Source organism: Polaribacter sp. Hel1_85, assembly GCF_000766795.1.
GTDB lineage: Bacteria > Bacteroidota > Bacteroidia > Flavobacteriales > Flavobacteriaceae > Polaribacter.
The window spans coordinates 588,164-610,282 of record NZ_JPDS01000001.1 but is presented as its reverse complement, the minus strand read 5'-3'; the positions used below and the strand labels follow the sequence as shown (position 1 = coordinate 610,282).

The 22,119-nt window shown below is 29.0% G+C and carries 21 protein-coding genes; 12 read left to right on the top strand and 9 right to left on the bottom strand.

The annotated features are described in order from the left end of the window. Positions 1-51: 51 nt before the first annotated feature. Entirely contained in the window at positions 52-1,533 is a 1,482-nt protein-coding gene (locus PHEL85_RS02690; protein ID WP_036820705.1) for a S41 family peptidase, read from the bottom strand. Positions 1,534-1,697: 164 nt separating this feature from the next. Here PHEL85_RS02690 and PHEL85_RS02685 point away from each other — a divergent pair, with 164 nt between their 5' ends. The 6 genes from PHEL85_RS02685 (at position 1,698) to PHEL85_RS02660 (ending at position 6,927) form a co-directional block, all read left to right on the top strand. Further along, entirely contained in the window at positions 1,698-2,207 is a 510-nt protein-coding gene (locus tag PHEL85_RS02685) for an RNA polymerase sigma factor (RefSeq protein ID WP_036820703.1), read from the top strand. Further along, positions 2,194-2,616 carry a hypothetical protein gene (locus tag PHEL85_RS02680; protein WP_036820700.1) on the top strand — a complete coding sequence of 141 codons (423 nt, stop codon included), beginning with the start codon at positions 2,194-2,196 and terminating at the stop codon, positions 2,614-2,616. Before PHEL85_RS02685 ends, PHEL85_RS02680 begins: the two co-directional genes overlap by 14 nt. Before the next feature lie 47 nt (positions 2,617-2,663). Then, positions 2,664-3,179, top strand: coding sequence for a DUF4252 domain-containing protein (locus PHEL85_RS02675; protein ID WP_036820697.1), 516 nt, complete (start codon positions 2,664-2,666; stop codon positions 3,177-3,179). A gap of 115 nt (positions 3,180-3,294) precedes the next feature. Then, the gene (locus PHEL85_RS02670; protein WP_036820694.1) at positions 3,295-3,837 is read left to right on the top strand and encodes a DUF4252 domain-containing protein; all 543 of its coding nucleotides are present in this window, start codon (positions 3,295-3,297) and stop codon (positions 3,835-3,837) included. A 296-nt stretch (positions 3,838-4,133) separates the two neighbouring features. Continuing rightward, the gene (locus tag PHEL85_RS02665) at positions 4,134-6,575 is read left to right on the top strand and encodes a M1 family aminopeptidase (protein ID WP_036820692.1); all 2,442 of its coding nucleotides are present in this window, start codon (positions 4,134-4,136) and stop codon (positions 6,573-6,575) included. Positions 6,576-6,747: 172 nt separating this feature from the next. Further along, positions 6,748-6,927, top strand: a complete 180-nt coding sequence (locus tag PHEL85_RS02660; protein ID WP_036820689.1) for a hypothetical protein — start codon at positions 6,748-6,750, stop codon at positions 6,925-6,927. Between the two features lie 236 nt (positions 6,928-7,163). Here PHEL85_RS02660 and PHEL85_RS02655 read toward each other — a convergent pair whose 3' ends face one another. The 3 genes from PHEL85_RS02655 to PHEL85_RS02645 all read right to left on the bottom strand — a co-directional run bounded on the left by PHEL85_RS02655 (position 7,164) and on the right by PHEL85_RS02645 (position 10,350). Next, complete coding sequence (locus tag PHEL85_RS02655) at positions 7,164-8,072, bottom strand: alpha/beta hydrolase (protein ID WP_036820686.1); 909 nt, start codon at positions 8,070-8,072, stop codon at positions 7,164-7,166. Continuing rightward, a complete protein-coding gene (locus tag PHEL85_RS02650; protein ID WP_036820684.1) occupies positions 8,069-9,190 on the bottom strand; it encodes a serine hydrolase domain-containing protein in 1,122 nt (373 codons plus the stop codon). Before PHEL85_RS02650 ends, PHEL85_RS02655 begins: the two co-directional genes overlap by 4 nt. Before the next feature lie 161 nt (positions 9,191-9,351). After that, entirely contained in the window at positions 9,352-10,350 is a 999-nt protein-coding gene (locus PHEL85_RS02645) for a phytanoyl-CoA dioxygenase (protein ID WP_036820682.1), read from the bottom strand. A gap of 208 nt (positions 10,351-10,558) precedes the next feature. Here PHEL85_RS02645 and PHEL85_RS02640 point away from each other — a divergent pair, with 208 nt between their 5' ends. Then, on the top strand, positions 10,559-12,418 hold the full coding sequence (locus tag PHEL85_RS02640) for a B12-binding domain-containing radical SAM protein (protein ID WP_036820680.1): 1,860 nt from the start codon (positions 10,559-10,561) through the stop codon (positions 12,416-12,418). Between the two features lie 178 nt (positions 12,419-12,596). Here PHEL85_RS02640 and PHEL85_RS02635 read toward each other — a convergent pair whose 3' ends face one another. Both PHEL85_RS02635 and PHEL85_RS02630 read right to left on the bottom strand, forming a co-directional pair. After that, entirely contained in the window at positions 12,597-13,112 is a 516-nt protein-coding gene (locus tag PHEL85_RS02635; protein ID WP_036820678.1) for a membrane protein, read from the bottom strand. Positions 13,113-13,320: 208 nt separating this feature from the next. Next, positions 13,321-13,671 carry a helix-turn-helix domain-containing protein gene (locus PHEL85_RS02630; protein ID WP_036820675.1) on the bottom strand — a complete coding sequence of 117 codons (351 nt, stop codon included), beginning with the start codon at positions 13,669-13,671 and terminating at the stop codon, positions 13,321-13,323. A gap of 491 nt (positions 13,672-14,162) precedes the next feature. Here PHEL85_RS02630 and PHEL85_RS02625 point away from each other — a divergent pair, with 491 nt between their 5' ends. The 5 genes from PHEL85_RS02625 (at position 14,163) to PHEL85_RS17590 (ending at position 19,103) form a co-directional block, all read left to right on the top strand. Next, positions 14,163-15,221 carry a M14 family zinc carboxypeptidase gene (locus PHEL85_RS02625; RefSeq protein WP_036820673.1) on the top strand — a complete coding sequence of 353 codons (1,059 nt, stop codon included), beginning with the start codon at positions 14,163-14,165 and terminating at the stop codon, positions 15,219-15,221. 76 nt (positions 15,222-15,297) lie between these two features. Beyond that, on the top strand, positions 15,298-15,777 hold the full coding sequence (locus PHEL85_RS02620) for an Lrp/AsnC family transcriptional regulator (RefSeq protein ID WP_036820671.1): 480 nt from the start codon (positions 15,298-15,300) through the stop codon (positions 15,775-15,777). A gap of 115 nt (positions 15,778-15,892) precedes the next feature. Continuing rightward, the gene (locus PHEL85_RS02615; RefSeq protein ID WP_036820668.1) at positions 15,893-17,881 is read left to right on the top strand and encodes a thiamine pyrophosphate-dependent enzyme; all 1,989 of its coding nucleotides are present in this window, start codon (positions 15,893-15,895) and stop codon (positions 17,879-17,881) included. Positions 17,882-17,913: 32 nt separating this feature from the next. Next, positions 17,914-18,918 carry an NADP-dependent oxidoreductase gene (locus PHEL85_RS02610; protein WP_036820663.1) on the top strand — a complete coding sequence of 335 codons (1,005 nt, stop codon included), beginning with the start codon at positions 17,914-17,916 and terminating at the stop codon, positions 18,916-18,918. Then, a complete protein-coding gene (locus tag PHEL85_RS17590) occupies positions 18,918-19,103 on the top strand; it encodes a CPXCG motif-containing cysteine-rich protein (RefSeq protein ID WP_036820660.1) in 186 nt (61 codons plus the stop codon). The genes PHEL85_RS02610 and PHEL85_RS17590 overlap by 1 nt, the downstream gene beginning before the upstream one ends. Positions 19,104-19,694: 591 nt before the next feature. Here the strand turns inward: PHEL85_RS17590 and PHEL85_RS02600 are convergent. The 3 genes from PHEL85_RS02600 to PHEL85_RS02590 form a co-directional block, all read right to left on the bottom strand. Beyond that, positions 19,695-20,399: a pseudouridine synthase gene (locus PHEL85_RS02600; RefSeq protein ID WP_036820657.1), complete on the bottom strand. Its 705-nt coding sequence runs from the start codon at positions 20,397-20,399 to the stop codon at positions 19,695-19,697. Between the two features lie 20 nt (positions 20,400-20,419). Continuing rightward, positions 20,420-21,622: a multidrug effflux MFS transporter gene (locus tag PHEL85_RS02595; protein WP_036820654.1), complete on the bottom strand. Its 1,203-nt coding sequence runs from the start codon at positions 21,620-21,622 to the stop codon at positions 20,420-20,422. 100 nt (positions 21,623-21,722) lie between these two features. Beyond that, complete coding sequence (locus tag PHEL85_RS02590) at positions 21,723-22,115, bottom strand: DUF805 domain-containing protein (protein WP_036820650.1); 393 nt, start codon at positions 22,113-22,115, stop codon at positions 21,723-21,725. Positions 22,116-22,119: the final 4 nt, after the last annotated feature.

The following is a 22,119-nucleotide window of genomic DNA, read 5'->3' as shown; positions in this document are numbered from 1 at the left end:
AAATTTATAGCATAAAAAAAAATCCAGTTAAAAACTGGATTTTATATGTTTTTAAAAATTATTTATTTTAAAATCTACATACATTTCATTTGCAAAAGGTCTTTGTAATTTAGAATTTGTTATTTGTTCTTTTTTGATGTTAATTTTTCTTTTTCCAGAAAACTTTGCACCAGTTGTTATATAGTTAATTGTTCTATTTAAAAGAGGATCAGATTTTTCTCCTAAAACACCTAAATTTACATTGCCAGAAATTTGTCCAAAATCTTCATAGAGTTCTACTTCAGGAATATATCCATCAGGATTATTCTCTCCTTTAGAATTTTTTATTTCTAATACAATTGGCTGCATTGCATATGTATGATTTGAGTTTAAATTAGAACCAGTTCTTCTTAAATTATCAGAATCATATAAAGTAATAGAACCTACTTGTTTTCCAACAGTTTGTGTACCAACTAAATTTACATCAATATAAGCACTTAAAGCATTTATTACTAATTCTGAAGCAGATGCAGTATCTTCTGTAACAATGAAATACACACTGGAAAGGTTTAAGCTATTAATGGTTTCTTCAAGAATAATATTTTCATTTTCATCAGTATTTCTTATTTCATCTGTAAAATAATTTAAGAAATTACTAGCATCATTATTTTCCATAACTTTTTCATTCCAAATTTGCTGAGAAAATAAAGTTTGATTAGATTTTGTAGCAATCATACTTCCTAAATAGGTTGCAGTTTTTACAGATCCACCACCATTGTATCTTAAATCAACAATTAATTCATTCACACCTTGTGTTTTAAAATAATTAAATGCCGTGTTTAATTGACCATCATATGAGCTTGCAAATTGATTGTATAATAAATATCCTATTTTTTTTGCACCCTCGTCAAAAGTTTTTACAATTGAAACTGGATTTTCTTGCAATTCAAATTTTTCTAACGAAATAGAATTTCCATTTAATATAGGGTTTCCTGCATTAAAATCTGCTAAATTAATTGTGTAACTTGTATTAGAGCCGAATAATAAATTTTGGTAATTATTTTTAGTAATAGGATTTCCATTTACTTCACTAAAAACCATTCCTCTTAATACACCTTTTACATCTGCATCAGAGTTAGGAACTACATATCTAACAACACCATAAGCATTTGTTGTACTCCCTTTTTCATAATACAATTCGAATTCCATACCATTATTTAAAGTAATTCCTTGAAAATAGTTTTCCAAAGCAATATAATCATCAAATATCCTAGAAAATTTGTCAATTAACCCTGGTTGATAACGTACTGTTTCAAATAATTCTTCTGGAGTAGGAAACCCATATGAGAAATCATTTATTTCGGTTTGAGATGAAAAACGTTTGTCAGCTAAATTTGGAACATCATTTTGCCAATAATAATATGCATTCATACCTTTCCATACAAAATCTTGAATTTCTATATCTTGAGGAATAATAGAATTATCGTCTTTAGAGCAATTATAAAAGAAAATTAAAACTATAAAGAATACGAATGTTTTTATAATATTTTTCATTTAGAATAAGAATGTTTATAGTAAAACTAACGCAATATAAAGAGAATTAGTATTATTTTTAAAATATCTTGTAACAAAATATATTGTGCCTCGTCTTAATTATGTAAACCTGATATAAAGAATAGTATTTATTATATGTTTACAAGACAAATCAACCAAACCAAATGAATCAATCAGACTTTTTAAAAGTTGTTTTACCATTTAAAGATAAAGTCTTCAGATTAGCAAAAAGACTTTTAGTTTCTACAGAAGAAGCTGAAGATGCTACGCAAGAATTATTCTTTAAACTATGGAAAAGTAAAGAAAAAATTGCTGATTATAAGAATGTTGAAGCCTTTGCAATGACAATGACTAAAAATTATTGTTATGACAGATTAAAATCTAAACAAGCAAGTAATTTAACATTAGTACACAGTAATTATAAAGAAAAAGATACAAGTTTAGATAAGAAAATTGAACATAGAGATAGTGTAAACCAAGTACACCAATTGATAGAAGACTTACCTGAACAACAAAAAATTATTATTCAATTAAGAGATGTTGAACAATATGATTTTGATGAAATCTGCAAAATGGTAGATATGAAACCAACAGCAGTAAGAGTAGCCTTGTCTAGAGCAAGAAAAACAATAAGAGAAGCATTAATTAAACAACACAACTATGGAGTTAGCTAACATAGAAATATTAGTAGAAAAATACGAAAAAGCAGAAACGTCTTTGCAAGAAGAAACAACCTTAAGAAACTATTTTACAGGAGGTAATGTTGCACCACACTTGCAAGAATACGAGTTTATGTTTAATTATTTTGCTGCCAACAAAGATGAAACCTATACAAAAACCATTCAGTTAGAACCTAAGAAATCTAAAAAGAGAAACTTAAAATGGTTATCTGTAGCAGCGTCAGTAGTCTTATTATTTAGTGTATTTATTGGTAAACAAGAATACAATAAATACCAAGCACAAAAACAATTCGATCAAATAAGTAAAGGATTAAGACTTTTATCGTCAAACCTTCAAAAAGGAGAAAAGGCAGTAGCAACCTTACATACTTATGAAAACACCGTAAAAAAAATATTAAAATAAAACCAAGTAAACAAGTAAAATAATAAAACCAAGTAAACACAGAAATTATGAAAAAAATAGCAATATTAATAGCGTTAGTAGTTGCACCAATGGTAACAAGCGCACAGTCATTTTTTGACTCTTTAGAAGATATGGATGGAGTAGATATGGTAGTAGTTACCAAAGATGCTTTCGAATTAATCTCTAAATTCAAAAATGTAAAAATTGATGATAATGAAGGAATGAAAGTTTTTCAAATGATTCAAGATTTAAAAGAATTTAAAATGTTTTCTACCAAAGATGTTGCAATTGCAAACAAAATGGAAACAATGGCAAATTCAGCAATTAAAAGACAGAACTTAACTCAGTTAATGAGAATAAAAGAAAATAATTCTCGAGTTAAAATCTATGTAAAGTCTACTAAAAATAAAGACTATGTTAGTGAAGTGTTAATGTTTATAAAAGGTATTGACGAAAAAACAAACGGTAATTCTGAAGCTGTAGTCGTATCTTTAACAGGTAGTATAGATATTAATAAAATGTCTGAATTAGCAGATACGTTCACTAGTGGGAGCAACAAGTAAAGATATGTCTGTTCGAGCGCAGTCGAGAACTTATGAAGTTTTTGACAAACAAAAGACCTTTCGACTGCGCTCAAGGAAACAGGCAATTTAATTTTTATCAACTAAAAAATAAACAATGAAAAATATAACTAAAATACTTTCGCTTTTATTGCTTGTATTGATGATTACTTCATGTAAAAATGAAAAATCCTTACAAGGATATTTAGTAGAAAGTCAAGAAAAAACAGGCTTTATAACTGTTGATATTCCTACAAGTTTTTTACAATTAAAATCTGATGATGTTTCTGATGAAGTAAAAGCTACTTTAAAAAGTATACGTAAAGTAAATGTAGTTGCATTGCCTGTTAAAGGAAATGAAAAAGCTTATGAAATTGAAAAAGCAACACTAAAAGAACTTTTTAAGGATAATAAAGATTACAAGTCTTTAATGACGATGAAGGCTAAAGGAATGCATGTAAACTTATACTATACAGGAGATACAGATTCTATAGATGAAGTAATTGCTTTTGGTTATGGAAAAGAAGCAGGAGTAGGAGTTGCAAGATTATTAGGAGATGATATGAATCCTGCTAAAATTATAGAAATGATGAATAGTGTAAAAATTGACGGAGACAATGTTGGTTTAGAGCAATTTAGCGCAATTTTTAAAGGAAAATAAATTTTTTATATAGTTACCTAAAAGCTGTAATCTCTTATGAGTTACAGCTTTTTTTTTGTCATCATAAATAGAAAAGATAAAAAAACTCATTTCGTTGACATTAATAAAAAAAAGTTTATCATAATTTTGACCACACAGACACATAGTTGTTACTTCTTATTTAATTTAAAAATCAATTTCATGCTGCTTTATTACTGATTTACTGCCTACTAAAAACTGCTTACTTAATATTAACTGCTCATTAACAACTACACTGTTAATATTTCTTACTTTTGATGCTTATGAAAACGATGTTTATGATGATTAAAAAAATGCTCCTTATTGTTTTATTGCTAATAAGTTTTGTAAACTTTTCTCAAACTTATACTACCTACAAACCAGAAAGAGATAAAATTCATGATTTAGTACATACAAAATTAAAAGTCAATTTTAATTTTGCTAAGAAACAATTAAATGGTGAAGCCTGGGTAACTGCAAAACCTCATTTTTATGCAACTAACAAATTTACGTTAGATGCAAAAGCAATGATTATTCATCAAGTTTCTTTAAATAATGAAAAACTAGATTATAATTATGATGATTTTAAAATCATTATTGATTTACCAAAAAAATATAAAAAGGACGAAGAGTTTATGGTATATATAAAATACACTGCACGTCCAGAAAAAGTAAGGCAAAAAGGATCTGTTGCAATTACAGATGCCAAAGGCTTGTATTTTATAAATGCAGATGGTTTTGATAAAAACAAACCAACTCAAATCTGGACACAAGGTGAAACTGAAGCAAGCAGTTGCTGGTTTCCAACGATTGATAGTCCGAATCAAAAAACAACGCAAGAAATTTACATGACTGTTCCAGATAGATTTGTAACACTTTCTAACGGAAAATTAGTCAGTCAAACTAAGAACGGAACCAACAGAACCGATTATTGGAAAATGGATCAAAAACATGCTCCATATTTGTTTTTTATGGGAGTAGGAGAGTATGAGATTATTAAAGATTTTTATAAAAATATTCCTGTAAACTATTATGTAGAAAAGGAATATGCACCTTATGCAAAAGCTATTTTTGGCTTAACACCAGAAATGATGGGCTTCTTTTCTGAAAGATTAGGAGTAGAATATCCTTGGAATAAATACCATCAGATTGTAGGTAGAGATTATGTTTCTGGCGCCATGGAAAACACAACCGCTGTAATTCATGGAGAACAAGCATATCAAACTCCTGGTCAATTAATTGATGAAAATGTACAAGAAAACACCATTGCACATGAATTGTTTCATCATTGGTTTGGAGATTTAGTAACTTCAGAAAGTTGGTCTAATTTAACTTTAAATGAATCTTTTGCAAATTATAGCGAATATTTATGGAGAGAGCATAAATATGGAAAATTAGATGCAGATATGCACTTATTTGAAAATAATGAAGCGTATAAAAACGGACAAAGTAGCGATAAACATTTGGTACGTTTTAATTATGATGACAAAGAAGATATGTTCGATTTAGTTAGCTATAATAAAGGGGGCGCTATTTTACACATGTTACGAAATTATTTAGGTGATGAAGCTTTTTTCTTAGGATTAAAAACCTATTTAACAGAAAATAAATACAAAGCGGCAGAAGTACATCAATTGCGTTTAATCTTCGAAAGAATCACAGGTAAAGACTTAAATTGGTTCTTTAATCAATGGTATTATAATGCAGGACATCCAAAAATTGATGTTTCTTACGATTACAATACCATTCAGAAAAAAGTAACGGTAAATCTTTTACAATTAAATGTTACGGAGTTTAAATTTCCTTTGGCAATTGATATTTATGAAGATGGAAAAAGAAATAGACACAATGTTTTTGTAGATGGTAATGATGCTTCTTTTACATTTCCTTATACAAAACAACCAACCTTGATTCAAGTAAATGCAGATGGGGTTTTATTGTGTGAAATTTCAGAAAATAAAGTATTGAGTGATTATATTTTTCAATTAAAAAACGCAGAAAATTTTGCACACAGAAGAGAAGCATTGTTAGAAGTAGCAAAAAAACAAGAAGAAAAAAATGCTTTTAATGCAATTGCTAATGCAATGAGTGATCCTTCTTATAAAATTAGAATTTTAGCTTTACAAAAGATAGATTTAATTAATAAGTTCTCTAAGAAATATGCGATTCAAAAAATAATGCAAATTGCAAATACTGATGAAAAAACATTGGTACAAGCAACCGCAATTGAAACTTTAGGAAAATTAACAGACCCTGAGTTAACAACAATATTTGCAAAAGGATTAGAAAGTAAATCGTATTCTGTGATAGGTAAAGCCTTAGTTGCTATGTATTATGTAGATAAACAGTTAGCAATTACCAAATCTAGAGAATTACCAGATGCAATTAGAAAAATATTAGCAACACCTTTAACGCGTATATATATTGAAGAAAAAGACGAAAAAGAATTGCCTTTTATTGCAAAAAGTGTCTTGTCTGGTATGTTTTTAACTGGTGATGATGCTACAAAAGCAATTTATCAAAAAGCATTTAAACAAATTTCTGAAAGTAATAATGCAGAAGCAATTCAGAATTTAGTAGATGATATGGTTGTAAAAGGAAATCAATACAAATCTTTTAATTTTGATAAAGTAGTGATTAACTTAATGCGAAGAATGGTACAAGATCAAAAAACGAAAAACACGCCTAATAAAGTTAGAAATACTGCTATTATAAAAGAAGCTATGGCGAAGTTACTTTAAAAATAATCTGAAGTGTTTTGGTAGATTAACATTTTTTTCTTTACAGATATATAAAGATATATCAGTATAATTTATTTTTTATTGAGAAATTAAAAAACTGAATTATGATTTTTATTAGTTTTTACTATAAATGGTTCGTTTATTTTTATCATCATTATAAAATAACTTACTTATGAGTAACACAAAATCATGCTTGGTTTGTAAAAAATCTTCTACAGAAACACCAGTAACAAAATTCTATTATCAGGAAAGTGAATTTTATATTTGTCCACAACATATTCCTGTTTTAATACACAAACCTCATGAATTAGAAGGTTTATTAGATGGAGCCGATAAATTACAAGGAGGATAATAAACGGTACTTAAAAAATAAACACATATATGTTTTAAATCTGCTAGAGAATACTTTTTTGAGTGACCAAAGTTGTTTTAAATATTAGCAGTTTGTGTATGGTTAGTTGCGAGTCTCGCGCAACTAATTTAGCAAAAGGAAACCGAACCTTAGGAAAATTCGCAGGATTTTCCGAGTACACACAGACCCAAGCAATTAGTTATACACGTTGTTGCCACACGTTTTTCTTCGGTAACTTATTCCAAAACCCAATTTATTAAATCATCAATATCAACTATTGACCAACTGTGAGGATTCCTTTCTCCATCATTTTGGAAACCTTTATCTTTTGTTTGAATTAACTCTACATAATCCCAATTATTATCAGTCAATAACTCTTTTGTTTTTTGAATAGTATAGGCATTTGTGCTTTCAAAATCGGTTTGTCTATTTTCTTTCCACCATAAAGTATCGGGTTCTGTATAGAAACGTAATTTTTCGTTTTTCAGATTTTTTATATTGTTTACATTTTTTGTTGTTATTGTAAGTGGCGATACTTTTTGGATATTAGTAAGTAAAGAATTTTTTCCTCCAAATTCTTCTTCAAAATAATTGATTATCCACTTTGGTTCTGCAAGACGTTCTTCTGAAAAGTTTTTTCTCAATACATCTTTTTGAGAACTTTCATAAAGTGCGAAAAGGTCAATGGGTGAATCAACTATAAATACACCTTTGGGTTTTAAAGCTGAATTGGTTTTGTGTAAATAATCTGAAAGAGTTAATGCAACCGTTCCTCCAATTGACATACCACCAATAAAAACATTATTTGTGCTTAAATTATTTTCTTCAACTGCCTTGATTATTAGTTTTGACAACTCTTGTGAATCTTCATTTTCAATCCATAGCTTTCTACCAAAATTCATTAGAAGGACGGTTATTCCTTTTTCTGTAGCCTTGTCAATAATTTTAAAGTCTCGTTTTGTTTCTTTTGAAGTTGAGCCACCTCCAGGAAAAATAATTAATAGAGCTTTTGAGTTATTTGCCTTAACAAGTTCGTAATTCTCATTTACAACATTCGTGATTTCCTTTTTTTTGTCTGATGGTTTTTTCGATTCATTTTTACAGCCAATTAGTAATATGAGTGCAAGAAATAATAGTTTTTTCATTTATGATTTAATATTTTTATGATTTCGCGACTAATTTCTGCGTTAAGTCCGCGTCTTTCCTTTAATAATGTTAACACAGAAATTGTTGTGTTTAATTCAGGAAGATAAATAACGTCTGTTCCCCACCAACCTCCGTGATAAAAAGCCTTATTCCCAAAAAATGAGGGGAAATTGTATAAACCAAGACAATAATTTTTTGATTGCTCCTTTGGTATTACATACGAATATATCTTTGACAGAATATTTACATCCTTTATTATTTTTCCTTCAAATAGTAATTGAAAAAACAAAGCCAAATCTTTAGTATTTGATGCTAAACCGCCACCACCATATAAATCCCAAGAAGGATTTAAGTTATATGAATCCCAATCATATATATCAGCATATTGATGTGCGAGTGGTAAAGAATGTAAAGGTTTATCTTCTAAGTCAATAAACCAAGTTGTATTTAAATGATGCCCTTTAAAATCTAATAATTCACGTATTGAAATATAAAATGGTTTTCCTGTTGTGCTTTCTATAATTTCAGATAATAAGAGGTAATTAATATCTCCATAAGCAAACGTTTTTCCTGCTTGAATGGGGTTTGCTATTTGCATTGCAAGTTCGATTTGCTCATCTCTTGTCCATTTATAATTAGGATTTTTATCTACAAATTCAAAATAGTTGTTATTCACATAATCTGTAATTCCAGATGTATGTGAGAGCAAATGTTTAATGGTTATTTTGTTTAAGTCGTAGCCATTTTTATTTAATAGTTTTTTTGTCTTTTTATGTAAAAGTCTTTTTATAGGTTGGTCTAATTCAATGTGTCCATTTTCAACTAATTTTAATATTGTTGCAGATACGTAGGTTTTAGTATTGCTTGCAATAAGTAAAGGTTGGTCTTTGTTAATTTTCTCTTTTGTATTTTTATTAGAATAGCCAACAGCAGAAGTCCAAGATATATTTTTATTTGGCGACTCAACGTGAATCATAATACCAATAGCATCTCGATTTGCTTGATATGTAGAATCCAAAAGGTGTTGAAATTTGTTTTCAATTTCTTGAGCGTTGCAGGTATTAGAAATTAATGAAAATAAAATTCCAAAAGTTATTATGTATTTACGGTGTTTCATCAAATTTGTGGTAATTATTCTGATATTAAATCGTTTCAATGTTTTATATTAGAAGTTAGCTAAATTAGTTTTTTTGAGTGAAAAAATCAATAGGATAAACCCCATTTTAAAGTTTTTTTTCTTAAAAAACCATTTTAATTACTTTACTGTCTATAAACCTTTTATTCAAACTTAATTTTCAGTTCTATTTCAGGTTCCATAAAATAAGTAAAAATAGCAGCACTATTTTTAAAAGGTTTTTCTAGTTTAAAATTATGGGCTATAGTTAAAGAAGATTCATTTCTAGTCAGCCAAATATCATTGTAAATATGAACTTTAGTATCTAATAAAAATGTGTCATAAAAACCCATATTTAAAGAAGGTAAATTCATTTTAAACACTGGTAATTGGGAAGGAATACCTTTTGAGTTTTCAATTCCTGAAATGGCATCTCGCACATTAAAAAGACTACCAAGATCACATTCTTTAGAAACCTCTTCATTTTTTGTTTCAGAAACAAAAGACATGTTTAAAATTACATTTTGAGGTATTAATACAATGTCTTTTTTAAATTGTGGTAATAAATTAATTAGAATTGGTACGTAGCATTCTCTATACAACAAAGCATCTAGAGTTTCGCTAATAAGAATATCAAATGTGTCAGCCTCAGGTACTTTAAAGGTAATAGCATCTGCAGTATAAAAATCTTTAATATGTTCATTTAAATCAAGTGAATCAATTAATTTTTTGGCAGAAATTACAGCGTTTTTATTAATTTCTAATAAAGAAAATTGTACTTCTTCGGGTTTAAAATAAGGAGCAACTAAGGTAAAAAGTGTTGCATAAGGCCCACAACCTGCATAAAATACCTTAATTAATGTATTGGGCTGTATTTTTTGCTTTTCTAAGATAACAGTTGCAATTGCTCTTAAAAATTTAACAGTTCTTTTGTAATCTAATAAACATTGTGCAGCAAAATTTAAACCTAATGCTTTTCCTTTTGCAGCAGGTATTGCAGCCATATTTTCTATAGAAAAGTCATAGCCCGTAATTTTAGTAATTTCCTTAAAGTGTGCATGAATTTCATTTAAATTTTTTTCAGCTTCTAAATGAGTAATAGAATTGTCTAATATGTCAGAAATTAATTTTTGAATTATATTTATTACCTTGTTTTCAATCATTATTGTAATTTATTTTGAAGTATTTATCAAGTTATGCTTCATTTTATAGTTGTAATTCTGTAAGTAGTAAATTTAGTATTTACGACTAAAAATGAAGCAAGTAGAAATACCCTTTTTTTATTTAAAAAATAGAATTCTAAAAAAGCAAATACAATTTTAAGTATTATTCTTAAATGAGATAGTATCTTTGCACTTTTACAGTTCATTTATGTCTATAAACACGCTTTTAATAACACCTCCTTTTACGCAATTAAATACTGCGTATCCTGCAACTGCTTATTTAAAAGGTTTTTTAGAATCTAAAAATGTACAAGCAACACAATTAGATTTAAGTATCGAATTGTTTTCTGCAGTGTTTACCAAAGAATTTATAGATGCTATTTTTAAACAAGCAGAAATGCTTGGTAATAAAGAATATGCGTTGGTGTATCAACAAAAGGAAGAGTACATAAATAAAGTAGATTCTGTTATGAATTATTTGCGTGTACAAGAAGTTACGGCAGCGTATCAAATTGTACATAAAGATTATTTACCACACGGACACAGACGTATAAAACTAGACAAAGATTTAAGTACAGAGTTTGGAAAATTAGGAATCTTAGACAAAGCCAAACACATTGCAACGTTGTTTGTAGAAGAATTGGGCGATTTTATAAATGCCAATGTAGATGAGTTTTTCTCTTTTACGCGTTATGCAGAACAAATTGGTAGAGCTGCTTCTAGTTTTGATGAATTAGACGAATGTTTGCAATATGAAACTACGTTAATAGAAGATGAAATGTTGTATTTGTTAAATGAGCAATTACAACAAGATAGTTATGATTTAATCTGTTTTACAATTCCTTTTCCTGGTAATTTATTTTCAGCATTAAGATGTGCGCAATTTATAAAGCAAGAATATCCAAACATAAAAATTGGTTTTGGTGGTGGTTATTGCAATACAGAATTAAGGCGTTTATCTGATGTTCGAATTTTCGATTTTGTAGATTTTATCACCTTAGATGACGGCGAAGGTCCGTTGCTAAGAATTACCGAATTTTTAGACGGTAAAATAGGCGAGGAGCAACTAGAAAGAACGTATATCTGTAAAAATAACGAAGTTGTATATGTAAATAAAATACCCAACACAATTTTTCATCATAAAAACTTACCCGCGCCAAGTTATATTGGTTTGCCAACAGCAAAGTATTTGTCATTTTTAGATGTAATGAATCCGATGCACAGAATGTGGTCTGATGGAAAGTGGAACAAACTCACAATTTCACACGGTTGTTATTGGAAAAAATGTTCTTTTTGTGATGTTACCCTAGATTATATCAGCAATTACCAAAATACCACTGCAGATGATTTGGTTGATAAAATTGAAAAAATAATATCAGAAACCAGTATTACAGGTTTTCATTTTGTAGATGAAGCGGCGCCACCTAAAATGCTAAGAGCATTGGCAAATAAGTTGCTAGAACGTAAAGTGTACATTACTTGGTGGACAAACATTCGTTTCGAAAAAACCTTTAATGCAGAATTGTGTACCTTATTATCAAAATCTGGTTGTATTGCAGTAACAGGAGGTTTAGAAGTTGCGTCTGACAGATTGTTAGATAAAATGAAAAAAGGAGTAGATATTGGTCAAGTTGCTAGAGTTACCAAAGCTTTTGCTGACGAAAATATTATGACGCATGCGTATTTAATGTTTGGTTTTCCAACAGAAACAACGCAAGAAACCATCGATTCTTTAGAAGTTGTACGTCAGTTGTTTCAGAACAATTGTATTCATTCTGCTTTTTGGCATCAATTTGCGTGTACAAGTCATAGTCCTGTAGGTAAAAATCCAGATGAATTTCAAATTAAAATTATTGGTCCAGAATTTAAAGGATTTGCAGAAAACGATTTGTATCACGAAGATCCAACAGGAGCAGAGCATCATTTATATAGCGAAGGTTTAAATATAGCTTTAAACAACTACTTAAATCACAAAGGCTTTGAAATTCCGTTGCATGAATATTTCAATTTTAAAGTTCCAAAAGTTACTTTAGAAAGTAATATGATTGAAAAATGCTTGAAAGAGTAGTTTTATTAGAAGCTATTTCCAGCTTTCACTACTCGCTTGTTTTAGTTTGTTCTCGATACAAATTTGTTCATTCTTCAAAAATTCACTCGAACCGACACTAAAAAAGAGCTCAAACATACCGTTCAACCTGGGCTAAACTTGTTTGCTAGCAACACGTTTTTCTTAAAACTTTTCTAATTTAAACAAACAATAGAATTACAGTTAAAACAATTCCTCCAACTGTAAAATACATTCCTTTCTTAAAAACAGGCATTTTTGGTGTATACATCCAAAAAGCAGAGAAAACGAAAAACAATAAGGCAATACCAAAAAAGACATTTAAAAAATAAATCGGACTATTCGTATTTGCTTTGTGCAGTTTTTCCATTTTATCTAAAACAAACGGAAGTTGCATTTTTTTAATGTTTGCAACACCTGTTTCTTTATTGTAATTACCGTTTCTTAGGTATAAAATAGCACCTTCTTTTTTTATTACTTTTGCGCCTTTTTTAAATATAGGAGCTAGATCTCTAGGGGTTAAATTTGGTGCTAGTGTTCGTTCTGTAGTTACTTCAGTTTTTAGAAAATCAGTATCTCTATAAACCATAATAATTCCACTTAAAGCATACACAAACATAATTCCTGATAAAAAATAACCTAAATATCTATGAATAATTCTTACTTGAAATGAAAACGGAGTTTTTCTTTTTGCCATGATAACCTGTAATTTGAATGTGTATAAATTTAGACATTAATTTGGGCTGAAGGTTTAATGAAAAAAGATTTTTTTTTATAAAAAAAAACAATTTCTAGAAACTCATTTTTTATTACTTATTACGTAATAAAATAAGGCAACGATTAAAGTAAATAGTACGATGCTTATAATTGAATTCTTAATTTTATCAGTTTTATACTTTTTCTATTTACTTTTTATATTCATCAAAAGTACCATCATTATAAAAAACCACAATGCGTTGAATTTTTTTTCCACTACTTTCAGAATTTGATTCAAAAAAAGATGGAGTAGAAGTAGTGTTAGATTCTGCACTTTTAGGAAAAGTACCTTTTCCATTTAACAACCAATACATATCTACATCTTTAAATTCAGCAGTAACTTTAAGTATAAAATCTAAACTTGGTTTATTTCTTCCAGAAAGAATATGAGAAATACTTGAGCGTTGAACACCTACTTTATCTGCAAACATAGAGGCGGATAATTGATGAAAGTCCATCACTTTTTTAAGTCGAGAAGTAAATTCTGCTATGTTTACCATTGTAATAATACTGCTTTATACAAATGTAAATAATATAAAAATAGTACCAAAGAATAATCTTTTAAATATAAATAATATTGTTTATTAATTTGAAGTTTTACTTTATGTAAACCCTATAATATGCTGAAATAAAATAAATTAATTATTTATTATTGATATTTTTTATTCAATAGTTTATTGTTATACAATGTTGAGTTGTTTTGAAAGTTTGTAATTTACAATCGTAACAATTGTATACAGATAGTGGGTTTACATTTGTAACATGTATGTAATTTACAATTGTAATTTTTTAGTTTGATGACAATTGTAAATAAAGAAATTGAAGTTTTTTAAATTTAAAAACCTTTAGAAATTATAGGTTTCATTTTATGATGAATGTTAAATATTGATTCAATATTTAAGGATATGTTATTATTACAATCTGATGCGTTTTATATGATTGCTAGCTTTCATAAATTCTTTATTTTTGAAAAATATATTTTATAACTATAATGAATACTTTATCTGCAGATTTTTTAGAAAATATCTTTACTGTGCAAAAAGAAAATTCTTTACATGGAAAATGGATTACTTATAAAGACATCGAACACTTATTTTATAAATATGAATCGCAATTTGTAGTTTCTCAAATTGGTACATCAGAAGAAAATAGACCAATTCATCAATTACAAGTTGGTACTGGTTCTAAGAAAATCTTGTTATGGTCGCAAATGCATGGAAATGAAAGTACAGGTACAAAAGCATTGTTTGACCTTTTTAACTGTATCATAAATTCATCAGAAGAAATATTTTCTAAAATATTAAAAGAATGTACGTTGGTTTTTATTCCGATGTTAAATCCTGATGGAGCACAAGTATACACAAGAGTTAATGCAAATCAAATTGATTTAAATAGAGATGCTGTAGATAGAGTAGCTAAAGAAAGTAAGCTTTTACGCAATATTTTAGAGGGCTTCAATCCGCAGTTTTGTTTTAATTTACATGATCAAAGAACTATTTTTAATGTAGAAGGGACTAAAAATGCTGCAACAATATCTTTTTTAGCGCCATCTGAAGAAGTTACAAGAGCTTTAACAAAAGGTAGAACAGAAACGATGAATGTTATTGTAAGTATGAATAAAATGCTACAAAACGTAATTCCTGACTATGTTGGTAGATATACAGATGAATTTTACCCAACTGCAACTGGAGACAACTTTCAAAAGCTAGGTTATAATACTATTTTAATAGAATCTGGTCATTATCCTGATGATTATGACAGAGAAGAATCTAGAAAATATACCTTCTTTTCAATTCTACAAGGAATTCATCATATTGCAAATACTTTGTCTTTTGATGATTATGAAGCTTATTTTGATATTCCGAATAATGATAAAATTTTCTACGACATTATTCATAGATATTCTGACTCAAAAAATGACATTGCATATCAATATGAAGATAAAATTATAGATGGGAAGTTTGTTTCAAAATTAAACAAAGTGGACGAAAAAGTGCAAAATTCCAATATTGGGCACTCCGAAATCGTTTTCGAAGGTAAAATTATTTAAGTATTTGTTAATTTTATACTAGTTTAATTAAATTAAATTCATAAATTTGCATAGTAATTTGAATAATACGTAAAAAATGAAAAAATTTATATTAGACGAAATCGATCATCAAATTTTAGACATCTTAATCGAGAATGCAAGAACTCCATTTACAGACATTGCAAAACAATTATTAGTTTCTGCAGGTACAATTCATGTACGTGTTAAAAAAATGGAAGACGAGGGTATTATTCAAGGTTCTACACTTACATTAAATTATGAAAAAATGGGTTATTCTTTTATAGCGCATGTTGGTGTGTATTTAGAAAAAACATCAATGACTCAAAATGTAATTGCAGATTTAAGAAGTATTCCAAATGTAACTGTTGCATATGTAACTGCAGGTAAATACAATATTTTCTGTAAAGTAAGAGCTAAAGGAACTAATGATGCAAAAGATATTATTTACAGAATAGATGATATTCCAGGAGTAAACAGAACAGAAACTATGATTGCTTTAGAAGAAAGTATCAATGATAAAAAAAGAATGATGCACGCAATTTTTCAAGAATTATAAACAGCGTTTCTTAACAATATTAAAAAATCCTTATCAATAAAATGATAAGGATTTTTTTATGGATTCTACATCATAATCGTTATGTTTGTTAGTGTAATTATGAAATCTATAATTTATGCAAGCTAAAATTGATTTTATTAAAAACTCCATAAATAACGAAACGTTATTAAACTTATACAAAAACATGTTGAAGCCTCGTTTAATTGAGGAAAAAATGCTGATTTTGTTAAGACAAGGAAAAATTTCTAAATGGTTTTCTGGTATTGGGCAAGAAGCGATTTCTATTGGAGTTACTTTAGCTTTAGAAACAGATGAATATATTTTACCAATGCATAGAAATTTAGGTGTTTTCACAACAAGAGAAATTCCTTTATATCGATTGTTTTCACAGTGGCAAGGTAAAATGAATGGTTTTACAAAAGGGAGAGATAGAAGTTTTCATTTCGGAACACAAGAGCATCATATTATTGGTATGATTTCTCATTTAGGGCCACAATTAGGAGTTGCAGATGGAATTGCATTGGCAAATATGCTAAAGAATAATAATAAAGTTTGTGCTGTTTTTTCTGGAGAAGGAGGCACAAGTGAAGGTGACTTCCATGAAGCTTTAAATGTTGCCTCAGTTTGGAATTTGCCTGTTTTATTCTGTATAGAAAACAATGGTTATGGATTATCTACACCAACTTCAGAACAATTTAATTGCGAAAAACTTGCTGATAAAGGGATTGGTTATGGAATGGAAAGCCACACAATTGATGGTAACAATGTATTAGATGTGTATGCAAAAGTTGATGAACTTGCTAAAAGTGTTCGTAAAAACCCAAGACCAATCTTAATAGAATTCAAAACCTTTAGAATTCGAGGTCATGAAGAAGCAAGTGGAACAAAATACGTTCCTCAAGATATTTTAGATTTTTGGGCAGCTAAAGATCCTTTAGAAAATTATCAAGAATTTTTAAAAAATGATGGAATTTTAACGGAGGAATTTGAAGTTTCATTAAAAGAAGAAATCATTCAAGAAATAAACAAACACCTACAATTAGCTTTTAATGAAGAAAATGTTGTTCCGAATTTAGAAACGGAATTGAATGATGTTTTTAAAAACCATCAATATCAAGCAATAAAACCTTTAAAATCAACTAAAAAGATACGTTTAGTAGATGCAATTTCAGAAGGATTACAACAATCTATGGAAAAATATGATGATTTGGTGATTATGGGACAAGATATTGCTGAATATGGAGGTGTTTTTAAAATTACAGATGGATTTGTAGAAAAGTTCGGAAAAGAACGAGTTAGAAATACACCAATTTGTGAATCTGCCATAGTTTCTACAGCTTATGGATTATCTATAAACGGAATGAAAGCTGTAATGGAAATGCAGTTTTCAGATTTTGTTTCTTCTGGTTTTAATCCAATTGTTAATCTATTGGCAAAATCTCATTATAGATGGGGACAAAATGCAGATATTGTAGTTAGAATGCCTTGTGGAGCAGGAGTAGGAGCTGGTCCTTTTCATTCTCAAACCAATGAAGCTTGGTTTACAAAAACACCAGGTTTAAAAGTGGTGTACCCTGCATTTCCTCAAGATGCAAAAGGTTTATTAATTGAAGCTATTAATGATCCAAATCCTGTGCTTTTCTTTGAGCACAAAGCATTATATAGGTCTGTTTATCAAGATGTTTCAGAAAACTATTTTACAACAGAAATTGGTAAAGCTGCAATTGTAAAAGAAGGAACTCAACTTACAATTATTAGTTATGGAGCAGCAATTCATTGGGTTTTAGAAGTATTAGAAAAAAATACAAATATTTCTGCAGAAGTTGTTGATTTAAGAACACTACAGCCTTTAGATGTGGAAACTATTTATAATTCAGTTAAAAAGACAGGAAAAGCAATTATTGTGCAAGAAGATTCGTTATTTGGTGGAATAAGTAGTGATATTTCTGCATTGATAAATGAAAACTGTTTTGAATATTTAGACGCTCCTGTTAAAAGAGTTGCAAGCTTGGAAACCCCAATTCCTTTTGATAAAAAACTAGAAAATCAGTACTTAGGAAAAAACAATTTAGAAAATAGTATTTTAAATTTGATTGATTATTAAAAAATACTATTTTTAAAACTTAAAAAATTACAATGACTAATAAGCAAATTATTTTAAAAAATCGCCCACAAGGAACACCAGACAAAAATACTTGGCAATTAGAAGAAAATCCAATTCCAGAATTGGAAGAAGGAGAAATTTTAATTCAACAACATTATATTTCTTTAGACCCAGCAATGCGTGGTTGGATGAATGATACCAAATCATACATTCCTCCAGTTGCTTTAGATAGTGTAATGCGTGCAGGTGCAATTGGAAAAGTAATTCAGAATAATAACAATCCAAATTTTCAAATTGGAGATTGTGTTTCTGGTTGGGGAGGAGTACAGCAATTTATTGTTTCTGATGGAGAAGGTTGTTATAAAGTAGATGAAAAAATAGCACCTATGCCTACTTTTTTAGGCACTTTAGGAATGCCAGGAATGACAGCTTATTTTGGAATTCTTGAAGTTGCAAATATTAAAGAAGGAGATATTGTATTGGTTTCTGGAGCTGCAGGTGCTGTTGGAAGCATTGTTGGTCAAATTGCTAAAATTAAAGGTTGTAGAGTAATTGGAATTGCTGGAGGAAAAGAAAAATGCGATTATATTGTAAATGAATTAGGTTTTGATGCAGCGATAGATTACAAATCAGAAAATATTTATTCAGCTTTAAAAAAGAAATGCCCAAAAGGTATAGATGTTTATTTTGATAATGTTGGAGGTGTAATTTTAGACGCAGCTTTAAGTAAATTAAGAATGAATGCAACAGTAGTTATTTGTGGAGCAATTTCTCAATACAATAACAAGAAAAAAGTAAGCGGACCAAGTAACTACCTATCTTTATTGGTTACGCGTTCTACGATGAAAGGAATGGTAGTAATGGATTATACGAAAGATTTTGGAAAAGCTGCAAAACAAATGGCAATCTGGATGCATGAAGGAAAATTAAAATCTCGAGAAGATATTTATGAAGGTATCGAAAATTTTCAAGAAACGTATAATAGATTATTTTCTGGAGATAAAAACGGAAAACTTGTTTTAAAAGTAATAGAATAGTGGAGTTAGAGCACTTTTTTCAATGCCCATATTGTTGGTCAGAAATTTCTATGATTTTAGATAAAAGTGTACATCAGCAAACCTATATAGAAGATTGTGAGGTTTGTTGCAATCCAATTCAAATTACACCAACTTTTGAAGAAAATGAGTTAGTTTCATTTTCTTCTCAATCTATAGAGCAATAATTTTTTAGAAGCTATTTCCTGCTTTCCACTGTATCTTTTTATTGTTGTTCTCGATACAAATTTGTTCATACTTCACAAATTCACTCGAACTGACAGTAAAAAGGATGTCGTTTCAAATGCAGCGCATTCAACGACTCAATAAAAATATAAAAGTGGAGTTAATCAGGGCTAGACTTGTTTGCAGACTAATGTCATTGAGAGTTAAGAAGCAATCTCATAATAAGAAACAGGTCTCTTCAATTGTTCTTCATTCGTAATGAAGATTATTAATAAACGTGAGTTCGATATAACTTCTCTGGTTTAGATAGGCTTATTTATTTGAAAATTAACTTGTTGTCATTTCGAACGAAACGTAGTGTAGTTGAGAAATCTCAAATTTAGACTAAGATTTCTCCATTTCAGTAGAAATGACATTCTTTTCAAATAATAGAAACCGTAACTAACTAATAAACAGTAGTTCTTAAGTCGAACTCACGTTCATAAAGTTAAAAAAAAAGATGTCACTTCAAATGTAGAGGTTTCAACGTTTCAATAAAATATAAACCTGGAGTTAATAAGGGATAAATCTGTTTAGTAACTTCTGGGAAATGATTAACTTAAAGGGTTTTTCCATTTAAACTCCTTAAAAAGAGCAATCCAATCCTTTGGAAAAGGAGCTTTTAATACTAAATCTTCATTTGTAAAAGGATGATTAAAGGCTAACTTGCCAGCATGTAAAAACATGTTTTTCCAACCAAAATTTTCATCAAACATCATATCATGATTTTTATCACCATATTTTGTGTCACCAATTAAAGGATGGCTTATTTTGTTAGCATGCACCCTTAATTGGTGCATTCTACCTGTTTTAGGAGCTAATTCAACTAAACTATAGCGAGAAGAATCATAAGGTTTCACAGGAATGTCTAAAGTAACTTGTTCAAGTGTTTTTAAATGAGTTAATGCTTCTTTATGCACATTTGCATCTCTTCCTTTTACAGGAGAGTCAATAACTTTTGTTTCTGGAGAAAATCCACGAACAACTCCATAATATGTTTTCTGAATTTCATTCGCAGTAAACAAATCTTGAAATTTAGAAACAAACTGTGTTTCTTTTGCGAGTAGTATAATTCCAGAAGTTTTTCTATCTAATCTATGTATAGGATATACTTTTAAACCTTTTTCTTGTTCAATTAATTGTAAAAGGGAAATCTCTTCAGCAACATTTCTAGAATGACGCGCATGATGTACCAACATATTGTTTGGTTTGTGCACACAAATTAAATAATCATCTTCAAAAATTACTTGTAAATTCATTTCTTAATTCAATTTTTAAATTATACGCTTTTCTTATAACTCACCTTTAAATAACCAATCAATAATAAAGAAATTACACCACAAACAAAAAAACCAATAAATAGAGGTAAAGCTGTTTTTTCTATAAAACTACCAATATAAGTAGCAATGGGTACAGCCATAATTGTAGAGAAAAATCCATTAATTGCAGCTCCAATTCCAGCAATATGTCCAATTGATTCCATAGCTAATGCTCTTGTGTTTCCAAAAAGAAAACCTATAGAAAAGAATTGTATTCCGAAAAATAGAATTAAAACATAAATACTAGGATTGTTTTCTCCAGAAAACAGCAGGATATATATAAGTGGAATTACTGTAAACGCAACTGTAAAAATGGAAACTAATTTATACATACCTAGTCTTACAACCAGTTTTCCATTTAAAAAAGTTGCAAAACCAATGCTTATTGCTAGACCTGCAAAAATAAAAGGAAACTCTTCTTTTAGGTGATATTGTTCTTCAAATATTAGTTGACTTGCACTTAAGTACACCATAAAAGAACCTGTAATAAACCCAGAAAACAAAGTAAATACAATAGCATATTTGTGTTTTAAAAATTCTTTAGTACCCTCTATAAAAAGCGAAAATTTAAACTTTTTTCTATGTGCTATTTTTAAAGTTTCTGGTTGACGTTTCCAAACCCAAATCATGGTAAATAACCCAAATATTAATTGACTGTAAAAAATAGATTTCCAGCCATAAGCATCTAACATAAGTTTTCCTATTGCTGGAGCAACTACAGGTACTAAGATAAAAATTACCACAATAAAAGACATCACTCTAGCCATGTAATTTCCGCTAAAACGATCTCTAACCATTGCAATACTTATGGTTCTTGGTGCAGAAAGCCCCATTCCTTGTAAAAGTCTACCAAAAATCATCATTTCTAAACTAGTTGCAGAAACACAAATAAAACTTGCCAAAGCAAACACCATAAAACCGACATAAATCACCGGTTTTCTACCAAAGCTATCAGATAGTGGTCCAGAAATAAGTTGCCCAAAACCCAGTCCTAAGAAAATCATGGTTATAAATAACTGATTGTCTTTTGGATCTGAAATATGTATTGTTTTGCTGATGTCTGCAATTGCAGGTAATAAAGCATCTATTGCTAACGCAACTAATGACATTAAAGATGCCATTACAATTATAAATTCTGATTCTGATTTTTGTATAATTTTCACTTGACAAAAGTACTTTTATTTAATTTTAAATAGAGTTTTATGTTCATAAAAAAAGGTTGCTAAATTAGCAACCTTCTGTATTATTTTGATGTTTTATGCATTACTCTCTACCAATTTGATTGATTGCAGAATCATTACCAATTCCTTTTGGGTTTTCTCCCCATTCATTGGGTCTAGATTCTCCTTCCATCGCAAATAAAACAATCAACCAAATCCATCCAATAATTGGAATAAATATTAATAAGTAATACCAACCACTTTTACCAACATCATGCAATCTTCTTACGGATACTCCTAGACCGGGTATTAATACAAGAAGAGAATAAATTAACGAAAGCATACTAAATATAGTTGATCCAGTAGCCCACTCTAAGCCTGTAAAAGAGTAAGAAATAATGATGTTAATAAGTGTAAACATCCAAAATTCTTGACGTCTTGCTCTTCCTTTAAAATCTAAATAGTGATCTCTTAATACTTTTAAATACCAATTCATTTTT

Coding starts and splice junctions, on each gene's coding strand:
- PHEL85_RS02690 (WP_036820705.1), bottom strand. CDS start 1,533: ATGAAAAATATTATAAAAACATTCGTATTCTTTATAGTTTTAATTTTC.
- PHEL85_RS02685 (WP_036820703.1), top strand. CDS start 1,698: ATGAATCAATCAGACTTTTTAAAAGTTGTTTTACCATTTAAAGATAAA.
- PHEL85_RS02680 (WP_036820700.1), top strand. CDS start 2,194: ATGGAGTTAGCTAACATAGAAATATTAGTAGAAAAATACGAAAAAGCA.
- PHEL85_RS02675 (WP_036820697.1), top strand. CDS start 2,664: ATGAAAAAAATAGCAATATTAATAGCGTTAGTAGTTGCACCAATGGTA.
- PHEL85_RS02670 (WP_036820694.1), top strand. CDS start 3,295: ATGAAAAATATAACTAAAATACTTTCGCTTTTATTGCTTGTATTGATG.
- PHEL85_RS02665 (WP_036820692.1), top strand. CDS start 4,134: ATGATGATTAAAAAAATGCTCCTTATTGTTTTATTGCTAATAAGTTTT.
- PHEL85_RS02660 (WP_036820689.1), top strand. CDS start 6,748: ATGAGTAACACAAAATCATGCTTGGTTTGTAAAAAATCTTCTACAGAA.
- PHEL85_RS02655 (WP_036820686.1), bottom strand. CDS start 8,072: ATGAAAAAACTATTATTTCTTGCACTCATATTACTAATTGGCTGTAAA.
- PHEL85_RS02650 (WP_036820684.1), bottom strand. CDS start 9,190: ATGAAACACCGTAAATACATAATAACTTTTGGAATTTTATTTTCATTA.
- PHEL85_RS02645 (WP_036820682.1), bottom strand. CDS start 10,350: ATGATTGAAAACAAGGTAATAAATATAATTCAAAAATTAATTTCTGAC.
- PHEL85_RS02640 (WP_036820680.1), top strand. CDS start 10,559: ATGTCTATAAACACGCTTTTAATAACACCTCCTTTTACGCAATTAAAT.
- PHEL85_RS02635 (WP_036820678.1), bottom strand. CDS start 13,112: ATGGCAAAAAGAAAAACTCCGTTTTCATTTCAAGTAAGAATTATTCAT.
- PHEL85_RS02630 (WP_036820675.1), bottom strand. CDS start 13,671: ATGGTAAACATAGCAGAATTTACTTCTCGACTTAAAAAAGTGATGGAC.
- PHEL85_RS02625 (WP_036820673.1), top strand. CDS start 14,163: ATGAATACTTTATCTGCAGATTTTTTAGAAAATATCTTTACTGTGCAA.
- PHEL85_RS02620 (WP_036820671.1), top strand. CDS start 15,298: ATGAAAAAATTTATATTAGACGAAATCGATCATCAAATTTTAGACATC.
- PHEL85_RS02615 (WP_036820668.1), top strand. CDS start 15,893: ATGCAAGCTAAAATTGATTTTATTAAAAACTCCATAAATAACGAAACG.
- PHEL85_RS02610 (WP_036820663.1), top strand. CDS start 17,914: ATGACTAATAAGCAAATTATTTTAAAAAATCGCCCACAAGGAACACCA.
- PHEL85_RS02600 (WP_036820657.1), bottom strand. CDS start 20,399: ATGAATTTACAAGTAATTTTTGAAGATGATTATTTAATTTGTGTGCAC.
- PHEL85_RS02590 (WP_036820650.1), bottom strand. CDS start 22,115: ATGAATTGGTATTTAAAAGTATTAAGAGATCACTATTTAGATTTTAAA.